General features: G+C 47.4%; 23 protein-coding genes and 1 tRNA gene. 1 reads left to right on the top strand and 23 read right to left on the bottom strand.

Annotated features, from left to right (window positions below):
• Nucleotides 1–60: 60 nt before the first annotated feature.
• The 9 genes from MSSIT_RS02740 to MSSIT_RS02700 all read right to left on the bottom strand — a co-directional run bounded on the left by MSSIT_RS02740 (nt 61) and on the right by MSSIT_RS02700 (nt 6,366).
• A tRNA-Pro gene (locus tag MSSIT_RS02740) sits at nt 61–135 on the bottom strand.
• Complete coding sequence (locus MSSIT_RS02735; protein ID WP_048169798.1) at nt 136–324, bottom strand: DNA-directed RNA polymerase subunit N; 189 nt, start codon at nt 322–324, stop codon at nt 136–138. It lies immediately after the preceding tRNA gene.
• A gap of 8 nt (nt 325–332) precedes the next feature.
• A complete protein-coding gene (locus MSSIT_RS02730) occupies nt 333–737 on the bottom strand; it encodes a 30S ribosomal protein S9 (RefSeq protein WP_048169796.1) in 405 nt (134 codons plus the stop codon).
• A 13-nt stretch (nt 738–750) separates the two neighbouring features.
• Nucleotides 751–1,173 carry a 50S ribosomal protein L13 gene (locus MSSIT_RS02725; protein WP_048169795.1) on the bottom strand — a complete coding sequence of 141 codons (423 nt, stop codon included), beginning with the start codon at nt 1,171–1,173 and terminating at the stop codon, nt 751–753.
• A gap of 10 nt (nt 1,174–1,183) precedes the next feature.
• A complete protein-coding gene (locus tag MSSIT_RS02720; protein ID WP_048169793.1) occupies nt 1,184–1,564 on the bottom strand; it encodes a 50S ribosomal protein L18e in 381 nt (126 codons plus the stop codon).
• A 155-nt stretch (nt 1,565–1,719) separates the two neighbouring features.
• A complete protein-coding gene (locus MSSIT_RS02715; RefSeq protein ID WP_048169791.1) occupies nt 1,720–2,244 on the bottom strand; it encodes a DUF2240 family protein in 525 nt (174 codons plus the stop codon).
• 180 nt (nt 2,245–2,424) lie between these two features.
• On the bottom strand, nt 2,425–3,996 hold the full coding sequence (serA, locus tag MSSIT_RS02710; RefSeq protein ID WP_048169784.1) for a phosphoglycerate dehydrogenase: 1,572 nt from the start codon (nt 3,994–3,996) through the stop codon (nt 2,425–2,427).
• Nucleotides 3,997–4,154: 158 nt separating this feature from the next.
• Nucleotides 4,155–5,021 (bottom strand): RPA family protein, encoded by an 867-nt coding sequence (locus MSSIT_RS02705; protein ID WP_048169780.1) that lies wholly within the window; start codon nt 5,019–5,021, stop codon nt 4,155–4,157.
• The gene (locus MSSIT_RS02700) at nt 5,014–6,366 is read right to left on the bottom strand and encodes a Single-stranded DNA binding protein (RefSeq protein WP_048169778.1); all 1,353 of its coding nucleotides are present in this window, start codon (nt 6,364–6,366) and stop codon (nt 5,014–5,016) included. Before MSSIT_RS02700 ends, MSSIT_RS02705 begins: the two co-directional genes overlap by 8 nt.
• Nucleotides 6,367–6,776: 410 nt before the next feature.
• Between MSSIT_RS02700 and MSSIT_RS02695 the strand changes: the two genes are divergently transcribed.
• Nucleotides 6,777–7,883 carry a NosD domain-containing protein gene (locus MSSIT_RS02695; protein ID WP_048174462.1) on the top strand — a complete coding sequence of 369 codons (1,107 nt, stop codon included), beginning with the start codon at nt 6,777–6,779 and terminating at the stop codon, nt 7,881–7,883.
• 134 nt (nt 7,884–8,017) lie between these two features.
• On the opposite strand, the gene MSSIT_RS02690 is transcribed toward MSSIT_RS02695, so the two are convergent.
• The 14 genes from MSSIT_RS02690 to MSSIT_RS02625 form a co-directional block, all read right to left on the bottom strand.
• Nucleotides 8,018–9,733: a glutamate--tRNA ligase gene (locus tag MSSIT_RS02690; RefSeq protein WP_048169775.1), complete on the bottom strand. Its 1,716-nt coding sequence runs from the start codon at nt 9,731–9,733 to the stop codon at nt 8,018–8,020.
• Nucleotides 9,734–10,065: 332 nt separating this feature from the next.
• Complete coding sequence (locus MSSIT_RS02685; protein WP_048169773.1) at nt 10,066–10,371, bottom strand: hypothetical protein; 306 nt, start codon at nt 10,369–10,371, stop codon at nt 10,066–10,068.
• Nucleotides 10,371–11,105, bottom strand: coding sequence for a fumarylacetoacetate hydrolase family protein (locus MSSIT_RS02680; RefSeq protein ID WP_048169771.1), 735 nt, complete (start codon nt 11,103–11,105; stop codon nt 10,371–10,373). Before MSSIT_RS02680 ends, MSSIT_RS02685 begins: the two co-directional genes overlap by 1 nt.
• A gap of 77 nt (nt 11,106–11,182) precedes the next feature.
• On the bottom strand, nt 11,183–11,962 hold the full coding sequence (locus MSSIT_RS02675; protein ID WP_048169769.1) for a dihydroorotate dehydrogenase electron transfer subunit: 780 nt from the start codon (nt 11,960–11,962) through the stop codon (nt 11,183–11,185).
• Nucleotides 11,962–12,867, bottom strand: coding sequence for a dihydroorotate dehydrogenase (locus MSSIT_RS02670; RefSeq protein WP_048169766.1), 906 nt, complete (start codon nt 12,865–12,867; stop codon nt 11,962–11,964). The genes MSSIT_RS02675 and MSSIT_RS02670 overlap by 1 nt, the downstream gene beginning before the upstream one ends.
• A 38-nt stretch (nt 12,868–12,905) precedes the next feature.
• The gene (gene hemC / locus MSSIT_RS02665) at nt 12,906–13,859 is read right to left on the bottom strand and encodes a hydroxymethylbilane synthase (protein WP_048169763.1); all 954 of its coding nucleotides are present in this window, start codon (nt 13,857–13,859) and stop codon (nt 12,906–12,908) included.
• Between the two features lie 63 nt (nt 13,860–13,922).
• A complete protein-coding gene (gene hemL, locus MSSIT_RS02660) occupies nt 13,923–15,197 on the bottom strand; it encodes a glutamate-1-semialdehyde 2,1-aminomutase (RefSeq protein WP_048169761.1) in 1,275 nt (424 codons plus the stop codon).
• A 445-nt stretch (nt 15,198–15,642) separates the two neighbouring features.
• Nucleotides 15,643–16,617, bottom strand: a complete 975-nt coding sequence (gene hemB / locus MSSIT_RS02655) for a porphobilinogen synthase (protein ID WP_048169759.1) — start codon at nt 16,615–16,617, stop codon at nt 15,643–15,645.
• Nucleotides 16,618–16,772: 155 nt separating this feature from the next.
• Nucleotides 16,773–18,137, bottom strand: a complete 1,365-nt coding sequence (gene hemA, locus MSSIT_RS02650; RefSeq protein ID WP_048169757.1) for a glutamyl-tRNA reductase — start codon at nt 18,135–18,137, stop codon at nt 16,773–16,775.
• Nucleotides 18,138–18,279: 142 nt separating this feature from the next.
• Entirely contained in the window at nt 18,280–18,942 is a 663-nt protein-coding gene (locus MSSIT_RS02645) for a precorrin-2 dehydrogenase/sirohydrochlorin ferrochelatase family protein (RefSeq protein WP_048169755.1), read from the bottom strand.
• Nucleotides 18,943–19,172: 230 nt separating this feature from the next.
• Complete coding sequence (ahbB, locus tag MSSIT_RS02640; protein ID WP_048169753.1) at nt 19,173–19,631, bottom strand: siroheme decarboxylase subunit beta; 459 nt, start codon at nt 19,629–19,631, stop codon at nt 19,173–19,175.
• 4 nt (nt 19,632–19,635) lie between these two features.
• Nucleotides 19,636–20,184, bottom strand: coding sequence for a siroheme decarboxylase subunit alpha (gene ahbA / locus MSSIT_RS02635; RefSeq protein WP_048174461.1), 549 nt, complete (start codon nt 20,182–20,184; stop codon nt 19,636–19,638).
• Nucleotides 20,185–20,195: 11 nt separating this feature from the next.
• Nucleotides 20,196–21,245, bottom strand: a complete 1,050-nt coding sequence (gene ahbD, locus MSSIT_RS02630) for a heme b synthase (protein ID WP_048169751.1) — start codon at nt 21,243–21,245, stop codon at nt 20,196–20,198.
• 1,142 nt (nt 21,246–22,387) lie between these two features.
• Nucleotides 22,388–22,801, bottom strand: a complete 414-nt coding sequence (locus MSSIT_RS02625; protein ID WP_231590388.1) for a hypothetical protein — start codon at nt 22,799–22,801, stop codon at nt 22,388–22,390.
• Nucleotides 22,802–22,827: the final 26 nt, after the last annotated feature.

Here is a 22,827-nt window from a genome sequence, read left to right as displayed (position 1 = left end):
ATGATAGATTTAATAGTCAGTACATACACCTGAAAACCAGTACCCATTAAAAAGGGAAAATGGGACCGCTGAGATTCGAACTCAGGTTACGGCGTCCCGAACGCCGAAGGATGGACCAAGCTACCCTACGGTCCCTTACTGGTACGGTGAGAGCACGTCAACAAGCTCGACGTGGCTGAGGAACATTCTGCGGCAGCAGTAGCGAGTGATCCCGAGATCATCCAGCACTGCAGCAGGTCCTTCACCGTCGGTGACGCGCCTTTTGTACTCATCCCAATAGTTAGAGATTACTTTTCCACATGAGAAACATCGGACTGGGATCATATTTTTCCTTACCTGTAAGATTTCTGATATTTAGATCTTGCTCCGGGTCCACCGAAGTTTTTGGCTTCCTTCTGCCTGGAATCGCTTACAAGTAAACTGCGGTCATAGGCTGCAAAGTTGTCTCTGATGGCTGTGTCATTTGTCCATTCCACAATACCTCGGGCAACTGCAGTTCTTACTGCGTTGGCCTGCCCAATGATCCCGCCGCCCCGAACATCAACATTAATATCAAGCCCGGAAACAACATCGTTTCCTGCAATCAGCAGGGGTTCGGAGATTTTCATCATTGCAAGCTCAGGGGTGTAGAGCTCGAGCGGAATTTTGTTGATCCTGACCTTACCGGTACCTTTCATGACTGTTGCACGTGCAGTTGCAGTCTTGTGCTTTCCAGATGAATTAACTACTTTGACCATGAGGACTCACCCATTAGAACTTTGAACCCATTTTCTGGCTCACTTCACCAAGCTCCATATACCTGCTGGAACTCAGAAGCCTCATATCGGCATCCGGAATGGTGACCGTTTCAGCGCCCTTAAGTTCAGAGGGGACACCTACATAGACTTTGAGCCTGGACATTGCGTCTCTGCCTCTTGCTCTCTTATAGGGCAGCATGCCACGAATAGTCCTCTTCAGAATGCGGTCCGGACGTTTCGGGAAGTAAGGCCCGAATTCCGTTGCACCCCTTTCCCGGGTTTCCCGGTACTCTCTAAGGGTGGCTGCCCTTGAACCAGAAATGATGGTTTGCTCGGCATTTATGATATAAACCTTTTCGTCTCCTGAAAGCAGCTGTTTTGCAACTGAACTTGCAAGACGCCCCAGAATAAGTCCTTTTGCATCGATAACCGTCATCTTCAACACCTCAGCGGAATATCCGAATACCGGACCCTTTCGGATTTGCTTCCATGATCTCTTCGAGACTCAGGCACTTCCCACCGGCTTCAGTGATTTTTTCAACTGCGGACTCGCTGAATGTTAAAGCAGCAACCGTAACAGAATGATCAAGAAGCCCTGCACCCAGAACCTTCCCGGGGATAAGCAGAACATCATCTTCAGCAGTGTGCCTGTTGATTTTGCTTATATTCACAGCCGCATATTTTCTGGACGGCGCCTCAAGACGTTTCGCTATATCCTTCCAGATAGGGGCGGAATCTCCGTTTGCCCTCTCTTTCAGAGTAAGAATCAGGGAAACGATTCTTGGATTCGTTTTTCTCGTTAGTTTTACAAGTGATTTTTTACCCAATGTATGTTCCTCCGCAAGATTGTATGAAATCTCACTTACGCGGAAAAAATTCCCTATCGCGTTCGAACATCGCCAGAACTGCCGAAGCAGTAAATTAGAAATCAAGCGATTAGTCGGATTGGTATGATGTGAATAACATTTCTAGTACATAAAGATTATGTGTAATCTGAAGAGCCAAGAACAGCCTTCGAAACCTTCCCGATTACTCCGTCTATGTCGCATCCGAACTTCTTTGCAACGATAAGGGTCACTATCCGGATATCCACGAGATAAGAAAGCCGGTCCTGCATGGAATTGATTTCGGCAACAAGCCGTTGACGGTTCAGGCCCGTGTCCGCGGAAACGAAGTCAAGGATCTGTTCAAAGGACATGGCTTCCTTTTGACGCCCTGCAGAAGATTTCCCTGATTTTTCGGTTTTCTCCTTGATTTCGAGAAAACCCTCCGGCGGCTTGTATGCATGGGGAAGCCGGACACTCTCAACCTCAAAACCGGGGGAAAGGTCACCGTCCTTAAGGGAGAGCAAGCCTGCTTCAATGGCACGGCTCTTTGCCTCAGAAGCAACCTTTGGAGAAAACCATTTAAGGTCAAAGGCAAGGGAAAACTCAAAGTCTTTTTCCGGGAGGGAAGCTACAAGATTTTTCTTAAAAGGAGCCGAAACAACACGTTTAAGTTCTTCCATTCACAAACCTCGAAAAATACTCGAAAAATACTCGAAAAATAACTGCACCTGGAAGGGCTGGATAGTATATAAGTCCGCCTCGGGCGTGTTTCACATATAAGGAATTCCTGGAAAAAGCAAATGTCTCCGGCACAGGAATCAACTTTGAGTCCGTGCCGAAGCAGGATATTTTTTCAGGAATCAGAGAGTCACAAGCTTGGCATTGAGAATGCCCGGGACCTGCCTGACTTCATCAAGGATCGCATCGGAGACATCGGTGTCCACATTAAGGACCATCATAGTCACACCACCGACTTCTGACCTTCCGACCTGCATACCTGAAATATTGATGTTGTTTTTCCCGAGCACCATGCAGCAGGGTCCGATAACGTTCGGTTTGTTAATATGCTTGGCAAAGATCATCCGGCCTGCCGGGAAGATGTCCACCCTGTCCTCATCGATGGAAACAATCTTGGGTTCATCCCCAACAACAGTCCCTGCAACCAGCATTTCCATTTCCCCGCTGGAAAGCCTGATACTGACCGTGGAAGAATACTCTTCTGCGGATTCGGACTTGCTTTCCACAACTGCGATCTGTCTGGACTTTGCAAGGGTCGGGGCATTGACGTAGTTTACCCCGGCTCCGAGAGCCATTTCAAGCAGCCCTTTGAGAGCGGAAACCGTGAGAGGTCTGGTATCTTTTCCGGAGATTTCCCCGTTGTATCCGATTTCTACTTTTTCGTAGTTGCCGTCTACGAGCTGTCCTGAAATCTTACCCATAAGCTCTGCAAGCCTGATATACGGGGCGAGGACTGCCATAGCTTCTGGCTTTACGGACGGGATATTGATTGCGTTCTTTGCAAGCCCGCCGGTAAGGACGGAAACAACTTCTTTGGCGATGTCGATTGCAACATTAACCTGAGCTTCCTGGGTGGAAGCCCCAAGGTGAGGAGTTACGATAACATTGTCAAAATTAAGAAGAGGACTGCCAAAAGGAGGTTCTTCGACAAATACGTCCAGAGCCGCCCCGCCTACCTTCCCGCTTTCAAGGGCTCTTACCAGGGCTGCTTCATTAATAATACCGCCGCGTGCACAGTTAAGAACCCTGACTCCCGGCTTCATTAGATCAAACTGCTCATCATCAAGGATATTTCTGGTCTCCTTGATAAGGGGCGTGTGCACTGTAATGTAGTCGGCCTCTTTTGCAATCTCGTTAACCGTAGCCAGCTTGACCCCGAGTTCCATTGCCCTTTTCTCGGAAATGAATGGGTCGTATCCCATAAGGTTCATCTCAAGCCCGGAAGCCCGCTTTGCAACTTCAGACCCGATTCTTCCAAGCCCTATAACTCCCAGAGTCTTGCCTTTGACCTCAACACCCATGAATTTGCTGCGCTTCCATTCACGGGATTTCAGAGAAGCATTGGCCTGGGGGATATTCCTGGACATCGACATCATCATACCGATTGTGTGTTCTGCTGCCGAAATCATGTTTCCTTCAGGAGCGTTGGCCACGATAATTCCTTTCTTTGTGGCTGCGTCCACATCGACATTGTCGACTCCGACTCCCGCCCTTCCGACAATCTTCAGGTTGTCAGCAGCCTCGATTACTCTCTGAGTAACCTGGGTTCCGCTGCGTATTACGAGAGCATCGTATGCCCCGATCTTTTCCACCAGCTCATCTTCGGAGAGACCGGTGTTGACGTCAACAGTAAAGTGCTCTTTTAGAATCTCCAAACCTTCATTGGAGAGTGAATCGCTGACCAATACTTTCATGTCAATTTCTCCAGATAAATACGATAAACATGAGATGCTAAATTTTAACAAAGGATATCAAATAACTTAATCACACTTAAGCGTTGTCACATTTTTTTGGTGGCAAAATCCGTATGTTTCCGGGTAATATCCCGGGGATTTATAGAGCTTTGCCAGGGTTAACCTACCAGCCTTATGATCCCGATCCTGGGCTCGTAACACTGCCCTCCCGCAAGAAGGGAGCGGACAACTTCTTCTACTACCTCTTCCGGGACACCTTTTGATACCGCGGTTTCTACAAAAACAGCATAATCAACCCCCTTGTTTCCGCCCATTTCCCTGAGCAGTTCAAGGACGAACTCTTTCTGGTAGGCAGCTCCTGCAGTGTCTTCGGCTTCGAAATCAAGAGCTTTAAGCCCTTCCCTGATAGAGGCCCTGAGCTGCTTTGCAAACTCCCGGGGAAAGCGGTCTCTTTCAAGGGCAATGGAAATCCCTTCCGCAAGCTCTTCGGAAACCCCCCTCTCGAGCAGATATTCTCTGAGAGTCTCCCCACGGAATCCGCTTTCAAGAGCTCTCGAAAAAGCCTCAAGCCGGTCAACGGTCTGTTCCGCAGTATCCACAACCCATCTGTTGCGGATCTCTTCGTCCACAACGTTTGCCTCTTCTGCCCGGATCGAAATAAAAACCGATTCCGGTTCGGGCTCGTAAATTCTGGCTTTTCCGGTAAGGGATATGAAAGCCGGGACCCGGACCGTTGAAAAGAAAACGGATGCATCGGGCTGGTATTGCCCTGCGTATACTGTAAAAGCGCCTGTTGGGTCAACTATCCTGGCTTTCCACATTTCACTTTGCGCGCCTATGCTATCAAGTTCGGTAAGTACTCCTACAACAAAGACCCGGTTGAGAATAAGCCCCAGAGGGCTGATAAGCAGGTTGGGAGACTTCGAATCCGTGGGTTCGGAAGAAGATCTTGCGGATTTCTCAAGCTCCCTGCAAGCTTCGAATTCCTTTGCAAAAACCCTTTTTGCAACTTCCCTCTTAAGCAAGGTTAATTCCTCCCTCGGGGCCAGAGCCTTCTTCATCCTGCCCTAGCCTGTGCAGCAGCTCGACTGCCCTGACAGCAAGGTCATCTTCAGGCACCCAGGCACTTTCCGCAACAAAAGAAATCCCGTACTCTCCCTGTGAAGCATTCCCCCGCACTGCCAGGTAGCGCCCGGTAAGGAACCTTCTCAGGTCTTCATAAACCGCATCTTTGGAAATATCGGAGAACATGAGCTGTTCAGCTTCCTCAAGGGTCTTTCCGTAGATAGTTTCGGCGAGCTCCCTCGGAAACATGACGAACATTGAACCTGTCCCGTCATCCAGTACGGCCTTTATCCGCATGTCCCTTACACCCTCCACCTTGCCATGAACCCTGCAGTTTCCTTTCTGGACAACACGGCTGCATTCGGGACAGCGGGTAATTATCCCTGACCCCGGCCTGACCGAAACAACATTTCCTGCGGTAGCCACATCGAACATGCTGTCTCTTGAGGCGATTTCTTCAATTTTCAGGAGGGCAGGGTCTTTTGCTGCGGATTCAAAAGTGAAAGCAAGCTTTTCGGCATCATCAGGCCCGATCGAAGAGACTCTGGTACTGCTGACGAGGCTGATCGAAGGCATTCCCCTGAACATGCGGATCTGGGCTCCTTCAACCCGAATTATGCTCCCTATGTCGATTCCAGGAAGTTCGACCCAGGCGGTGAAAGGCAGTCTGGCAGTCTCGTCTGCAAGTACGCCGGAAATCATCTTAGATTGCTTTCCCCTGATCAAGACTTCCCTGTGCGAAAGCTGAAGTATGCAGGCCACGGTGCTCACGGAGAAATCCGCAGCGCCTATATCAATCAATTTTTTTGCGGGGCTTTCGGAAAGTTCGGAAAGCGGTGGGATAGAAGAATCAGGGATCAGAGCTACAAGAGACTGTTCCCCTATAGATAGTCTTATCCGATTCTGCCAGAGGCGGGTATAGGCGTTCCTGATCGTGAGAACATCCCCGACCGAACCCGGAAGCTCCTTCCAGGAAGAAAACATGACCGAACCCGTTTCGTCTGCAAGAATCCCGGTGTACAGCCTGGAAGGACTTTCCTGAACTCCTTCCCGAGGGCGTATTTCCTTTACCCCAATGTCCAAGATCCTGCCGGTGATTTCAATGTTCTTCAAGGAAGCTGAAAGGTCATTTACCTTCAGGACTTTTCTTTTTCCTCCAAACTTTCGGAGGATACTCTCCTTTGCAAGCTCCGGAGGGACGCGATAAGCAAGAAGTTTATCGAATTCTGCCCGGATGCCGGTTTTGTCAATATCTCCAAGCGCCCTGGTTAGCTCTTCAAGTTGGGGCGCAATTTTTTCATCCATTTTAAGCCTCCATTCGAGACAATAATAAAATGATTAAGGTATAAGGGTTTTAGGTTTATGGTTCAGGCTTTATTTTTATACATGCAGGCAATGAAACTGCAGGCCTTTACACAACGGTTTTTTCCAAACAAATTTCACTCCTGCGAGCTTTTAGATCCTACTTTTCAAGAAAGGATTGTTCAGAAATTGTGATTCAAAAAATATATCTTTTCAGGGCAAAATTTTTATCCTGACAAAATATTGCAAGAATTAGCTCTAAAAAAACAAACAAGATTCATCCTTGAAAACCTGATAAAATCCGTTCCTGAAAAAGAAGCTAAATTCGAAAAAGAGAAATTTAACGGCTTCTAAAGGGATATAACCGAATGAAAAAAACCAAAAGAAAAGGAAGAGTAAAGGGGAAACTAAAGATGGAAAGAACAAAAGAAAGACATTTACAGGCATTGAAAATCATCGCAGTGGCATTTATCCTGGCAGTCATATACACATGCCCTGCCGTTTTCGCAGCAAATCTGAACGTGGGCCCGGAGGGAGGGGACTATACCACAATACAGGCTGCAGTGGACGCCGCAAACGACGGAGATACTATTTTTGTGAGCCAGGGGACTTACAATGAAAACCTCAAAATCAACAAAGAGGTCAGGATCTGGTCGGACTCGCGAAACCCTGAGGATACGATTGTAAAGGCAGCGGACCCTGCAGAAAGTGCCGTAGAGATAACTGCGGACAGGGCGACTTTCAGCGGCTTTGGGGTCGAAGACTCGGATAAAGCCGGAATTTTGCTTACAGGGGTCAATAACTGCTATATCAACAATAACCTGGCAAAAAACTCGGAATACGGGATTCTGCTACAGAATGCGGGGACCAATAACATAAACGGCAACACCATGACCCTGAACGAAGTCGGGATAAGGCTCGAAGGCTCGGACTCAAATACGATCCAGGACAACCTCATCGCTTACAACTACGAGTACGGAATCTCCCTAAAAGAGAGCAGCAAGAACATCATTTATAATAACTACTTCAAAAACGCCGAAAATGTCGAGGAAAACACCGTAAACGCAGATAATAGCTGGCAGAGTACCCTTTCAACCAAAAGTAACATTATACGTGGCCCTTATATTGGCGGAAATTTCTGGGCAGACCTTGAAAACACCGGCTACAGCGAGACCTGCGTGGACGAAAACAGCAATGGGATATGCGACGCCTCATACGAGGTACCCGGAGGCGGAACCGATCAGTCACCGCTTTACCCGAAAGTCCAGGCTGCGGTCACATCCCTCGAAAACGAACTGGATGCCGAAGCTTACGAGCAGGGCCTGGTTGACAGGGAAGGAGCAGTCAATGTGACTGAAACTCCTCTGGAAGAAGTAACGGAAGAAGCAAACGAAACTGCAGTTGAAGGAGAGGAAACTCCCGAAACCGAAACTGAAGAAGAAAAAGGAGCCCCGGGACCGGGCCTGGGAATTGCGGTTCTGGCAACAGGAGCGGCTTATATCCTGAAACGGAAAAGATAAAACTGGTTTGAAATCGAAAAAAGAGAAGGGAACGGAAGGGACAGCTTTACTGTTCTTTTTCTGCCCTTCTTTTTTCCCTTAATTGTTTGAGGACAAAATTTACCCTTGACCATTTCGGACAAAATTTACCTTAATCATTTGTGGGCAAAGTACGCCACAACTTTTTCTCCTTCTACGGCATCAATTCTGCAGAAGCCGAAACGTTCGAACTGGACAATTTTATTAAGTTCTCCTGCAATTCCTTTTTCGCCGATTCCTTCAAGATCGCCTTCTGGTCCGCGCACTTTAACGGAAATTCCGTCAATTGGTGCCCAGTGGATGATCTTAGCTTTTGCTTTTTTAAGGGCTTCGAGAGAAACATCAGAGATCTTTGCCTGAAGCGGGGAAAGCGAAGTGATTTCGATATTACGGAAATCTTTTAGGCGGATGACTGAACCCACTTCCAGCTTTTCGACGTCCTCGGCACAGACAAGCACCTTATTTCCTACGGCTATTTCCCTTACGCCCCGGGAGTGGTCAGTCGGATGGAGGGGAAGTTTTGCAACCGTGGGCTCAGCACCTTCAATTTCCAGTTTTACCGGGGCCCAGACAAAGAAGTACCTGTTTGCAATGGGGTCCACGATTTTGCGGTTTTCGGCATAAAGGGACTCCATGCTGATACTCACATCAGTCATTCCGACACCCATTTCGATCATGAACTTTTTAAGGGCTTCAGCCTGTATTCCGCGGCGCCTGATTGCCCTTATCGTGGGCAGCCCGGGGTCGTCCCAGCCGCTGTACTCTCCGGCTTCGATGGCTTTTCGGAGGGAGCTTGTGCTGAACTTCCCGAACTCGTGGATCTTGACCCTACCCCAGTGGGTTGTTTTCGGGTAGGTCCAGCCGAAGTATTTGTAGACATAACCCTGCCGCTTTTCGCTGTCTATAAGGTCTTTGCCCCGGATGATGTGGGTCATGCCGAGATCATGGTCTTCGATTGCACCTGCAAAGTCCAGGAGGGGCCAGACAACGTATTTGTTCCCTATTTCGGCGCGAGGGTGAGACATCTTTCTGATCCTGAATGCCCCCCAGTCCCTCAGTGCAGGGTCCTTATGTTCGATATCGGTCTTGATCCTGAGCACTGCCTGCTGGTCTTCATATTCCCCGGCAAGCATTTTCTCCCAGTGCATGAGGTTTTCTTCCGGACTCGTGTCCCTGTGCGGGCAGGCCTGCTTGGTGTCCTTTAACCTTTTGAAGTCTTCTCCCTTACAGAAACAGACATAGGCCTTGCCCATCTCAATCAGTTTTCTTGCATAATCGTAATATATAGGGAAATGGTCCGAGGCGTAGACAACCCGGTCAGGCACGACCCCGAGCCATTTGAAGTCGTCCAGGTACCAGTCATAGGCTTCAAGCATTGGACGCTTAATATCAGGATCGGTATCGTCAAAGCGCAGAACAAACTTGCCCTCATACATCTTTACGTACTCGGAATTGACCACCATCCCCCTTGCACTGCCCAGGGTCCCGGGCCCGTTGGGGTTCGGGGCAAAACGCATTACGACTTTTCCGGGCTCTGCCCCTTCGAGGGGTTTTAAACCCTTATCAGGTTCTTTCTTTACACTCAGGGCTTCTATAAGCTCCGGAGCAATTTCCGACAGCCTGGCTACCCAGGTTTCTGGGTTTCCCTTAGCGATTTCGGAAACAATGTCTTTGAGTGCCGCAGAGACGGCCCCGGGATCGGCCCTCAGGTGGGGGCACTCTCCCATTACCTTGCCCATTACAGCTTTGGGCTGGGGGGCTTTTTCGTATTTTACAGCATTTTGAAGGGCGTATTTTTCTATTGTTTTAAGATCTTCAGGACTTAAGGTCATAGGAGTTTCTCCCGAAATAAACGAGGATTAAATCTTGATCGAATCAATAAACATGAATTAAACCTTATGTTAAATATGAATTAAATCTTGATCGGATGATATAGGAATATCACGAAGATTCAACTCAGAGGATAAAACCGCAAAAAGGGATTAATCCATAAAATGTGCCGAATCCGATGATTGCGGAAAAACATGTAAATAGGATTATAAAAAGTCACCGAAGCCCGGAGAAAAAAAAACCTACAGCAAAAAAGTATATCTTAAAAAAGCTTTTCAAAATCAGAACCTTTACTTTGAGGACATTTACTTTGAGGACATTTACCTTGAGAACCTTACTTCGGGATTGAAGCTTCAATCTCCCGGAGGCGGGACACTTTCTCATTGATTTCACTCAGGTCTCGCTCAAAGTTCTGCAGGAATTTAGGGACAGCATCCCCGGGCACAGCCCCCTGTGCCGAAGGCTTGATAAGATTTGCCTGTTCAAGGACCCTGAGGGAATAGCGCACCTTGTGGTTCTGCATCCCGGTAACTTCTGCAAGTTTAAGGATTCCTATTGGGCCTTCTTCAATTACCTTTTTGAGCACTATCAGGTGGCGCTCCGTAAGGTCAAGTTCATTTCCAATATGTTCAAGCAGCATTAGACAACCTCGTTTCTAAGTGTTCCGATTCCCTGGATCTCAACTTCCACGGTATCCCCTCTTTGCAGTTCTCCAACTCCCGGGGGTGTACCTGTAGCGATTACATCCCCAACTTCCAGGGTCATAATCTCGGTGATGAATTCGATAAGAAAAGGAATGTCAAAAATAAGGTTTGAAGTTCTCGACTCCTGTCTGGTTTCCCCGTTTACCCTGCAGGAGATCTTCAGGTCAGAAACATCAATTTCGTCCGTAGAGACAATATAGGGCCCGAATGCCGCAAAGGTATCAAAACTCTTTGCCCTTGTCCACTGCCCGTCTTTTTGCTGGAGATCCCGAGCAGTCACATCATTAAAACAGGTATAGCCAGCAATCACGTCCTCTGCCTTTTCGGCAGAAATATTCTTGCAGCGTTTTCCGATCACGACTGCAAGTTCGGCTTCGTAGTCCACCCGCGAACTGGACGGGGGATAAATGATCTTGTCTCCATGCCCTATAACCGCAGATGGAGGCTTTAAAAAAAGAACAGGGGTATCAGGGACTTCCATGGAAAGCTCGTCTGCATGATCCTTATAATTCAGGCCGACACAGACAATTTTTGAGGGAAAAGAAGGAGGCAGAACCCGAAGTTCCGAAAGTTCGAATGTGCCGGCCGAGACCCCTTCGTTGGAATACACCCGCCCATCTTCGATCTCCCCATAAAAAACGTTATCGCCTGACCTGAACCTTCCAATCATAGTTTTGCCTTCCTCGTCCTGTTCTCACAGAGCTGTTTACCTGCTCTCTTTCATTTTTTAAAAGGATATATCGAAACTTAAATTTTAACTCTTCGCCCACTGGCGTCCCGTGAATATTTCCCGAACTCCGAACCAAGGAGCTGAACCCCGGAAAACACAGGTCCGTCCTTGCAAACCCTGAGTCCGGACCGGTCTATGCAGCATGCCCCGCAAACACCGATGCCGCATTTGAAATAGCGGTGGAGGCTGAACTCTGCATTTTCCAGGACCTTCCTCTCCTCAAGGAGCCTGAACACCGAAGCCATCATTATTTCAGGGCCGCAGACTGCAATTCGGTCATAGGCTTCAACATCAAGCCCTTTGAGGACATCGGTCACAAACCCTTTAATTCCTTTTGAACCGTCATCAGTCGAGACATAAACCTCTCCGAGAGCTTCGAAGCGCCCTTCAAAAAGCAGGTCTCCGGCACTCCGCGCCCCAAGAATTGTATGCACTTCCGCGCCTGCGGCAGAGGCTGCCTCGGCATAAGGTGAGAGAGGAGCAGCTCCGACCCCGCCGGCTATAAGAAGGACTTTTTCGCCTTTTGAGGGAAGGGTAAAGCCCTTTCCGAAAGGCCCCCTGAGCCCGAAAGAGTCGCCTTCTTCTAACTCAAAAAGCTTTGAGGTAGCCTCGCCTACCTTCTGAACCGTTACTGAATTATTTCTGGAAAGGCCCATAGGGACCTCATCCACACCTCTGACCCAGACCATTACAAACTGGCCCGGCGCCATATCCTCAAACCTGTAATCAAAGAAAAAAGTCCTGACCAGGGGGGATTCTTCAGTTATCTGTATTATTGTAGCATTAAGAGGAAGCATCAGACCATCTCGTGGGCAAGCCCTATAATTTTCTTTATATCCGAATAGCCTTTTCTTTCGAGGAAAGCTTCTATTCCTTTCCCGATTTCAGAAAAGATGTCCACCCTGTCGTATACCGCAGACCCGACCTGGACAGCTGCAGCTCCTGCCATCATCAATTCCACAGCGTCTTCCCAGGAAGAAACTCCTCCCACCCCGATTACCGGAATTTCAAGAGCAGTATAGAGGTCATAGACGCATTTGACGGCTACGGGTTTGACAGCTTTTCCGGAAAGCCCTCCCGAACGGTTTCCAAGTACGGGATATCCGGATTCAATATCAATAGCCATTCCTTTTACGGTGTTGATCGCAACAACTGCGTCAGCTCCCCCGGATTCGGCTGCATTCCCTATGCAGGTAATGTCTGCAACATTTGGGGTCAGCTTGACCCAGACAGGAACGTCAACAACATCTTTTACCGCCGCTGTCACTGCCTCTACCAGGCAGGGGTTGGAACCGACTGCAGCCCCGTACCCTTCGGCGTGGGGACAGCTCACATTCAGCTCGAGAGCGTCAGGCTTTGCAGGCAGCAGCCCCTCGGCGACCTCGGCAAACTCCGAAGGATTCCCCCCGAAAATGCTTGCAATTACCGGAACTGCAGAGTTACTTTTTGCAAACTCGAGCTCCTGCATGAAGCCCGGATAAGAAGGGTTCGGAAGCCCCATTGCATTTAAAAAGCCACAGTCCAGCTTTATCATGCTGGGGTTGGAGTGGCCGGTTTTGGGAGCCGGACCTATGGATTTGGTCACAACTGCTCCTGCCTCCCCTTCACGCGCGACCCTGCAGAGGGAAGCCCCGGTTGTCCCGAGCACCCCGGCTGCAAGGATGGTCGGATTTTTTAATTCAAGTCCGGTGAGATTGTACATTGGATAGCTCCGTTTACTGCCCGCAGGCAGGCTCTGTATCAATAATCGGATGAATTCTCCGTACTGCACTCATTTCTGGATATCTGGAGGAGCGCCTCTTCGGCAAGCCGCTTGCCACCCATATCCACAAGCCTGTGCCCGAGTTCCCTGGCTTGCTCAATCCCCCCGACCATAGGGATAAACTCATCAATCCGGACATCTTCCCTGCCATCAAGAGAAAGGACTTCAGCCCGGACATGGATTTCTTGTTTATCGGGGGTAAGCTCAGCGTAAGAACCAATCGGAGTCGTACAGCCTCCTCCAAGTTCGGAAATTAGGATGCGCTCGATTTCGGTAACAATTCGGCTCTCGGTATGGTCAAGTCCGGAAACCGCAGCTTCAATCTCAGGATCTGCCCTTGTAACCACTGCAACCGTGCCCTGGTTCGGAGAAGGGCAGAAAAAGTCAGGGGAAAGGATTTCCCCTTCGATTTCCCAGCCCATGCGCTCAAGCCCGGCTTTTGCGAGCAGGATCCCATCATACTTCCCTTCTTTGAGCTTCCTGAGCCTGGTGTCGATATTGCCCCTGAGTTCCTGAGTAATAAGGTCTGGCCTGTAGCGCCGGATCTGGGCAGTCCTTCTCAGGGAACTGGTACCTATGATAGCCTGTTCGGGCAGTTCGTCAAGAGTTGTCCCGTCATAAGTGAGCAGGATATCAAAGGGGGTGTCCCGCTTCAGAACTGCAACCGTCGGGAGCCCTTCGGGGCGGATTGTGGGCATATCCTTCATCGAATGGACAGCGATATCGATTTCTCCTGCAAGCATGACATCGTCCAGTTCCCGGACAAATGCCCCGACTCCTCCGGATACGGCATGCAGAGGGCGGTCAGTAAACCGGTCCCCGCTGGTTTTTATGATCTGGATGCTGGTTTCAACGCCCCTCTCTTTAAGCAGGCGTGCAACATTTTCGGTCTGGGCAAGCGCAAGCTGGCTGCCCCGGGTACCTATTATCATGTAGAATCCTCAAACGTTTTCAAAGATAAATCCTGAGAGGCATAAGTTCTCAGATCTAAGCCCTCAGAGATTTTCCATATAAGCCTCAAGGGTCTTTTCAATGTCTTCTTCGCTGTGGGCTGCAGATATGAAGTTGGTCTCAAACTGGGAGGGAGGCAGGAAAACCCCGCTTGCAAGCATCCTGTGGAAGAAAGCCAGGTAACCTTCTTTGTCACATTTCAGGGCTTCCTGGTAATTATGGGGCTCGGTCCCGAAGAAGATCTTGAACATGGAAGCAATGCCGCATACCGTATAGTCAAGCCCTTCGTCCTCAACGATTTCCGAGAGCATGGTACGCATGTAATCCCCGGTGGAATTCAGCTTTGCGTGAATATCTTCCTTTTTCAGGTAATCAAGCATGGCAATTCCCGCAGCCACCGAACAGGGGCTTCCGCTGAAGGTCCCTGCCTGATAGACAGCTCCGGAAGGAGCGATCATTTCCATAATTTCCCGGCGGCCTCCGAAGACTCCGATGGGCAGGCCTCCACCTACAATCTTTCCGAGGGTGGTCATGTCAGGCACGACCCCGAAGAATTCCTGCGCCCCGCCCATTGCAAGCCTGAACCCGGTAATAACCTCATCGAAAATGAGCAGGACATCATTCTCCTTTGTGAGTTTTCGGATTTCTTTCAGGTATCCGGGAAGCGGGAGGATAGGCCCGATATTCCCAAGCACGGGTTCTATGATCAATGCTGCAAGGTCATCCCTGTTCTTTTCCACAATTGTGGTCATTGTTTCGATATCGTTATACGGAGCCTGCAGCGTATATTTGGTGAAATCGGCTGGGATTCCCGGGGAATCTGGCTCTCCGAGGGTTGTGGCTCCGGAACCTGCCTTTACGAGCACCGCATCATGGGCCCCGTGAAACCCACCTTCGATCTTGATAAACTTGTTTTTGCGTGTAAAGCCGCGGGCAAGGCGGAGAGCGCTCATAGTGGCTTCCGTGCCTGTAGAAACGAACCGGAGCATATCAATGCTAGGATAATAACCTGCGACCTTTTCTGCGAGGGTCACCTCAAGCTCGGTAGGAGTCCCATAGAGCCAGCCCTTATCAAGCTGCTCTTTGATTGCTGCCTTTATCACCGGGTGGTTGTGCCCGAGGACAGCAGGCCCGTAGGCAAGGCAGTAGTCAATGTACTCGTTTCCGTCAAGGTCCCTTATCTTCGAACCGTCAGCTGACGCTGTATAGAAAGGATAGGGTTTGATTGCGCGCACCGGACTGCTAACCCCGCCCGGAATTAGGGTCTTTGCTTTCTCATACATCTGTCTGGACTTATCAAGTGTTACCTCAAATGTCATGGGAATCTCACCGGATGGACTTAAATATTCGATAAAGGACTGTAAACAGGTTAATTTGGGCAAACTAAGTAAATTAGGGTAATTGAGTAAACCGAGTTAACTTAGTCAATTGAGTAGATTAAGTAGATCAAATCAAGGCAAACCAGAGCAAATTAAAGTAAAGCAGATTTTCATTTTCGAGCTTCTGGATCAAGTTAATGCTCCATCATATACTCTACTTATCTTTATCTATACTCCACTTATCTGTATCTATGCTCCGTCATCTCTATAACAACAGAGACTTCACCTATTAAGCAGTTATTGATGAAAGCGCTCCTTAAGGACAGCATAACAGGTAAAATTAACAGGCAATTAACAGGCAGGCTTAAAAATAAAATACAAAAAGGAGCCGGAAAGGAAGCCCTGATCTAAGCTCCTGAAAAAGTGAATGCCTGGAAAGAAGCCCTTACCTCAGCATCCGGGCAGCATCCTTTGCAAAGTAAGTTATAATGAAGTCCGCCCCTGCCCTCTTGATCGAGATAAGGGACTCGTAAATGGCTTTTTTCTCGTCAAGCCACCCATTGGCTGCAGCTGCTTTGACCATGGAATACTCTCCGCTCACATTGTATGCGGCTGTTGGCATATCGAACTCGGTCTTGACTCTGTATACGATATCCAGGTAGGGGAGAGCAGGCTTTACCATCAGGATATCCGCACCTTCTGCCACGTCAAGGGTTACTTCCCTGAGCGCTTCGTCGCTGTTTGCAGGGTCCATCTGGTAGGTCGAACGGTCTCCGAAGGAGTATCCCGATTCGGCAGCTTCCCTGAATGGGCCGTAGAAACAGGAATGGTATTTTGCGGCATAGGACATAATGGGAATATTCTCAAACCCGCTGAAGTCAAGCGCCTGTCGGATTGCGTCTACCATCCCGTCCATCATTCCCGAAGGAGCTATCATATCAGCCCCGGCTCTTGCATGGCTGACAGCGATCTTCCCGAGAACTTCGAGCGTCGGGTCGTTAAGAACTTCCTTGGTTTCAAAGTCGATTATCCCGCAGTGCCCGTGGCTTGTATATTCGCACATACAGAGGTCCGTGATCACAACAAGTCTGTCCCCAAACTCGGCTTTAATCCTCCTTACGGCTTCCTGAACGATATCTGCTTCCCCATAAGAAGAACTCCCTTCCGCATCCTTATGTGCGGGAACTCCGAAAATGATTACTGCAGGAATCCCGAGGTCCGCAATCTCTTTTGCTTCTTTTGCAACCCCGGAGAGGGGAAGATTATATATTCCGGGCATGGAAGAGATCTCAACCGGAGAATCGATGTTCTCGTTCACAAAAATAGGCATGACCAGGTCGTTAACCGACAGCGTCGTTTCACGGATAAGATCCCTGATTTTTCCTTTCCTCAACCTTCTCAACCTGACTTCTGGAAACATGTGATCACTCCTGAAATATGACTTGTTTTAACTGAGAATTACTTTAATCCGGAAATTAATTCCCGGGGAGTTGATTTTATCTGAATTATTCTTTAGGAATTATTTCTATATACGGGGAATTTCGTATCTGCCTACCAGCACGTTTAGTCTTGGCTTTAATCTTTAACAGCCGCCTGCTCTTTAACCGTTACCTGCTCTTTAACCACTGCTTGCTCTTTTGCACAGCCGGATTTTATCTGTTCAAACTTTGCCTGGTTTATTTTTTCAAGCTTTGCCTTATCCTTTTCGAGGCAGAAGACCCTTGAAACCACATCAAGGAACTCTTCGTTTCCGAGTTCTGCAGCCTGACGAAGGACTTTGGTAGGTTCGGCCAGGATCTTGTTAACAATCGAATGGGTGAGGTCGTCAAGCACCTCGGTTTCAATCTTTCCGATAGTATGATAGGCACTAAGCCGGTTGACTGCTTTTTCCCGTTCCCTTATGCGGACATCATAGACCTGCCTGTAAAGCTCGGAAATTAAACGATCGGCTTTCTGGCGTTTGTACTGGATATTTAAAAGTCGGATTTCTTCCCGGATAATGTCTTCGGCTTTTTTTGCTTCTTCTTTTCGCATCTTCAGGGTCCTTTCACTTATGACCCTCAGGTTATCGATATTGCAGAGCTCTACATTTTCAAGTTCCGCAACGGACTCCTCAATATCCCTGGGATTTGCGATATCGATGAGAAGGAGCTTTCTGTCCCTACCCTTCACGGCTTCTTCAATGATATCCCGCGTAAGGATATAATGGGGAGCCCCGGTGCCGCTAATCACGACATCCGCACCCGGGAGAAAAGCCCTGACATCGTCAAGCCTTACAGCGTATCCTCCAAGCTCGTAGGCGATTTCTTCGGCTTTCTTAAAAGTGCGGTTTGCAATATAAATTGCTTCGATATCCTTTTCGGCAAGAGCCTTTGCGACCAGGACTCCTATTTCACCGGCTCCGATTACGAGCACGGATTTTCCTGTGAGCCCTCCGAAGATATCTTCGGCAAGGTCCACAGCCGCAGAACCTATGGAGACCGAACCATTATTGATCCGGGTCTCGTTCCGGATCTTTTTGCCTACCTGAATCGCCTTTTCAAAAGCCGTATCAAGGATCTTGCCTGTGGTTCCGGCTTTCTTTGAGTAAGCGTAAAGATCCTTTATCTGCCCGAGAATCTGGTCTTCTCCCACAATCATGGACTCAAGTCCCCCCGCAAGCCTTAGAAGGTGTTCCAGGGACTCGTCATGCCCGTAAAAGTCAATGATGCGGGTGGAAGCTCCCATTTCTTTTGCAAAAGAGAAAAGTATACTGCTGCTTTTGGGGGAAACAACGTAGATTTCAACACGGTTACAGGTTTTTAAGACGACACACTCGTATACGTATTCATGGTTGTACAGGTTATTGAGCAGCCCGTCCAGATCTCCGTGCCAGGCGGACTCCATTTCCTCAATCTTTGCTTTTTTATGGGATATAACCATACTTGAGATTTCTGTCACAGAGAGCCTCCGGATAGAATAAATAAAGGAAATAGAATGAATGATATAGGGAGTTTTAAATTAAACTTGTCCGAAAATCTTCAGCCATTTTTATTACTAAAGAGTTTTCATTTAAAGATTGATTGTTCGATATTATTTGAAATTATTCGAGATTATCCGAGATTATTGCATATGCATTTTCTACGGCCTTTTCGTAAGATTCGGAAAAGCCATTCCAGACATTCTCGCTTTCCAGGACTTTCCAGAGAAGGGCTTTCCTTTTCCTCTGTTCCTTTACATGCAGTTTGAGGTAAGTCCTCAGTTCGTCCTGAAGCCGGATCATATCGGAATATGCAGGAGTTATCACCCCTTCGATCTGCCTGCGGGTGTATTTTGAGACCGCAGGACTATGCCCGAGAGTGGAAATCCCTATCACAAGGTCCCCTCTTTTTATAACCGAGGGGATTACAACACTACCTAAAGCATCCACCTGATTAATCAAAATATCGCTTTCCCCTGCAATATCAGTGATTTTCCGGTTAAGTTCGGAACTGCTGGTTGCAGGAATAACAAGAAAAGCTCCTGAAACGATCTCCCTGATCTCGGTGTCCGTTGCTGCCGAAAGATCAAGCCTGAGCAGCCGAACCTTCCCTGAGGCCCCGAGTTCCTGCAGCTTTTCGGAGAAGTCAAGGCTGACGACAAAGGTATCCGCGCAGCCGCAGAAAAGCTCAGCCTTACGCTCCCCAACGGAGCCACCCCCGAAAATCACGATTTTCCTGCCTGAAAGGTCAAGCATGAGGGGGAGAAAATTGTTTGTTTCATCCATTTTCAGGGACCTCGCAAATGAAAGCTTTGATCAATGAATATAAATGATTAATAAATTTTAAGTAAATACATAATAAATGAACAATAATAGGGTAAGAAGTGCTTAACAAACGAATAATAAACGGATAATAAATGCTTTAAAGCCAGCTTTTACAGCCAGCCTCAAAGACTTCCAGCCTTATTTACATCCGGCTTTTAAAGCCAGACTCCTTTTTAAAGCCGGGCTCCTTTTTAAAGCCGAACTCCTGTTTTCTTGAATTCTCTGTCGCTGAAGAAAAGGGTATAATCCTTAATCCCGGTAGCTTCCGAGATCCTTTCAGCCACTTCTTTGCAGTCTTCGGGAGTATAGGAATGGACCATCGTAAACAGGTTGTACTGCCAGTCAGAATAGCGGGGGCGTTCATAGCAGTGCGTAACTTCGGGAAATTCAGCCATGATATTCCCTACCGTTTCGATCTGCTCATCAGGAACATTCCAGACACACATTGCATTGGCTTTTATGCCTATGGCTCTGTGCCCGATTGAAGCCGCAAAGCGCCGGATCTTCCCGGCTTTCTGGAGGTTTTTAAGCCTGTCAACAACCTCCTGCTCACTGATTCCAAGTTCAGAAGCAAACCCTTTGAAAGGAGAATGAGTGATAGGAATTCCATCCTGCACGAGTTTTAGCAGTTTTACATCCGTTTTATCCATAATTTCACCTGATATCAAACTTTACCTGAATCTTAAACAGGTGCTTCGTAGGAAGATCAAGAAGAGGACAGCCTGTTTTCTCCCGAATTTCGCTGAGAATCCTCTCAAGCCTGTTTTTATTAGAAGCAGAAAGCGTAAACCAGAGATTATATTGTGCAGCACTTCTAAGATAATTATGGGAAACTTCGGGATACTCGTTAATAAAAATAGCAACTTCCTCTATGCGGGACTCAGGCACTTTCAGGGCTACAAGAGTACTTACTCCTCCCATATTTCTCATACTGAGGACAGGGCCTACCCTTCTTACTGCCCCTTTCCTGTTGAGTTCACGCAGCCTTTCAATGACTTCGGTTTCGGAAAGCCCGAGAATCTCGCCTAACTTTGCAAAAGGTTCGACTTCGAGGGGGACTTCCTGCTGGATAAGGTTAAGGATTTTCTTGTCGGTCTTATCAAGTTCTATTACCGGAACTTCCCTGTCAATATGATCCATATCGCAGGAAAACTCGGCAGCCTCTTTCTTGAGCTGATCTTTTAAATTATCAATGTCAATCATCCCGATCACGATCACTTTTTTCCTGGCCTGTATATGCAGTAAGGCTCTTCTTCGAGATAGTCGCCTGTAGCAGCATAGGCTCTTGCCCTGCAACCTGCACAGACTTTTTTGTATTCACATATCCCGCACTTTCCTTTAAGCTCTTCGGGATCTCTCAGCTTCCTGAAAACCTCGGCATTCTCCCAGATATCCCTGAAAGGCTGCTCCCTTATGTTTCCGGCAAGCACCGGCAGGTAGCCGCAGGGATAGACCTCTCCGACGCTTGATACGAAACAAAAGCCTGTCCCTCCGAGGCAGCCTTTTGTCATGGCTTCATAGCCGTGGGTCTTTACGGAGATTTCGATACCTTCTTTTTTTGCCCGCTGGCGCATTATCCTGAAATAGTGGGGAGCACAGGTCGCCTTCAGCTGGATTTCCGATTCTTTCTGCATGTCATAGAACCAGTGCAGGACACGCTCGTAGTCTGCGGGGGAAACCTCATCGGATTCTTCTCCCCTGCCTGTGGGCACAAGGAAAAAGACATGGTACGCAACTGCCCCGAGCTCTTTTGCAAGCTCAAAGGTCTTCGGGATTTCCTCAAGGTTGCGCCTTGAAATCGTGGTGTTGATCTGGAAAGGAAAATTAGCTTTCCTGAGGACTTCGATGCCTGCAAGGGTCCTGTCAAAAGCTCCCGGAACGCCTCTGAACTCGTCATGGGTCTTTGCAGTCGCTCCGTCGATACTTACGCTGAGCCTCTGCACCCCGGCAGCTCTTAATTTCTCCACAAGCTCGGGGGTCAGAAGGGTCCCGTTTGTTGCAAGCACCACACGAAGCCCGGCATCGGTGCCGTAGCGGGCAATTTCAAAAACATCCGGCCTGGTAAGAGGTTCGCCTCCGCTCAGGATGAGGATGGGCTTTCCAAGCTCGACAACCTCGTCAATGAAATGTTTAGCTTCTTCGGTAGTAAGCTCCCCTTCGGGAACCGAGGATGTGGAAGCTCCCCTGCAGTGCACGCAGTTAAGATTGCAGCCTGCAGTGAGTTCCCATGCAATAAGCCTTGGTGGATTTGTCATAGCAATCATGAAGTAAGGATTTTATCGGTGACAGTCAAAGGTTAATGAAGGTTACGGATTAACGATAATAATGACGTAAGAATCATAACCTGAAGACTGAGTATAGATAAGAATTAATTTTACTGATAGTTAATCTTATTGAAACTTGAGAGACCATATTAATAAAGTAATATTAATATTCTGTCATTTCAAACAAGAACTGATAAAAATATAACCGGAAGTCAGGTTTATTTGACTAAAGTCCGAAGATTTTGCTATCAAAAGCTTAAAATCCCTACCTTCTCAGGACGGGAGAGTTCCGAAAGTTACGACAGCCTTGCCATCGGCACTCCGGTGGAGAGAACATTTCAGGAAAACATAACTTCCAGCGAAAAGTCTGGCACCGGAGATGAATTCAGTAGAAAATAACTTCCTACCAGGTCTAACTATTTGTTATTCTAGTGTGCTATTAATGCGCTTCGGTTTTAACAGTAATCAGTTTGAGATTTCTCCTGGAAGCTGAGATTAAAAAAATATTTGGTTGGAACTTAAGATTTGTACCACCAATAGGGTTTGAGAAAACTATACATTGGGAAGGAGTTTGTTTTCTGTCATGCAAAATATGATTTCAGTGATGTGGAAATTTATAAGAGAATACCAGGGCAAGCTTTCTCTCAAACCGTTTCTATCATAATCATTATTGGACCCTCATTTTCCCAGTCTATCATCTTGGTTCTCCTCCATGTTATGTGCCTTGCACGAAAAAATCCAATACGACCACCACACCCTGGAGGGAAAGGAGAGGGTTCAGCAAGTGCAGACATGACTGTTTAGAAAAACAGAAGGAAAGTTATGAATAGCCTCATCCTTTGTTTCATATCTCCTGAAAAAATAAAATAATTGATCCAGTTTAATGCGCTGTTGATATGTGTAACAATCCATTGAATAGAAGAACAGTAGGCTGTTATCTCTGTGTATCACATAGTCCGTCATTTCCAAAGTTTGCCCAATAAACTTTGAAAATAATTTTCCATGAATCGTAGTTGAATGAAAAAGATGATCCTGTATCACTCCATGTATCTGCCGCATCTCTCTCACACTGCTTATAGTCAGCTCTTCAGAAGTTTTCCTCGCTAAGTTTTCAAATTATTGTTATCAGTTAGAGTTTAAAATCAATTGATTCCACTTAAGAAAACCGGAATCCACAGTATTCCAAAAAAAATGGAAATAATAAGGTACTTAAATTCTCTCTTTGATGAAAAATACCCGGCTAAACCACCAAGAGTTGCCAAACTCACAGCATAGACAAGAATAATCAAAAAACGGCTGATATTGAGACCGTCCTTATAGATAAGATTTCCAAAAAATAAATTTCCAAAAAACAAAAGAATGAAAATAGGAACTGTTCCAACTATAATTGCCCCAATCTTATCTTTTATAATCCACCCATAAATAATCGGAGTTACAGGGAAAATAAGTAGAGTAATAACTGTCTCAAATCTCTCACCATAAGTTCCAAATATCCTGTAAATATCTATAGTTTCAAGACCAGCTACGATGCAAATAACTACAAAAGAGATTATCAAAGGCTGGACTAATTTCTTTTGAAAAT

The organism is Methanosarcina siciliae T4/M (genome assembly GCF_000970085.1).
GTDB lineage: Archaea > Halobacteriota > Methanosarcinia > Methanosarcinales > Methanosarcinaceae > Methanosarcina > Methanosarcina siciliae.
Note: the sequence above shows the minus strand (reverse complement) of the source record. Positions and strands in the feature narration are given on the sequence as shown.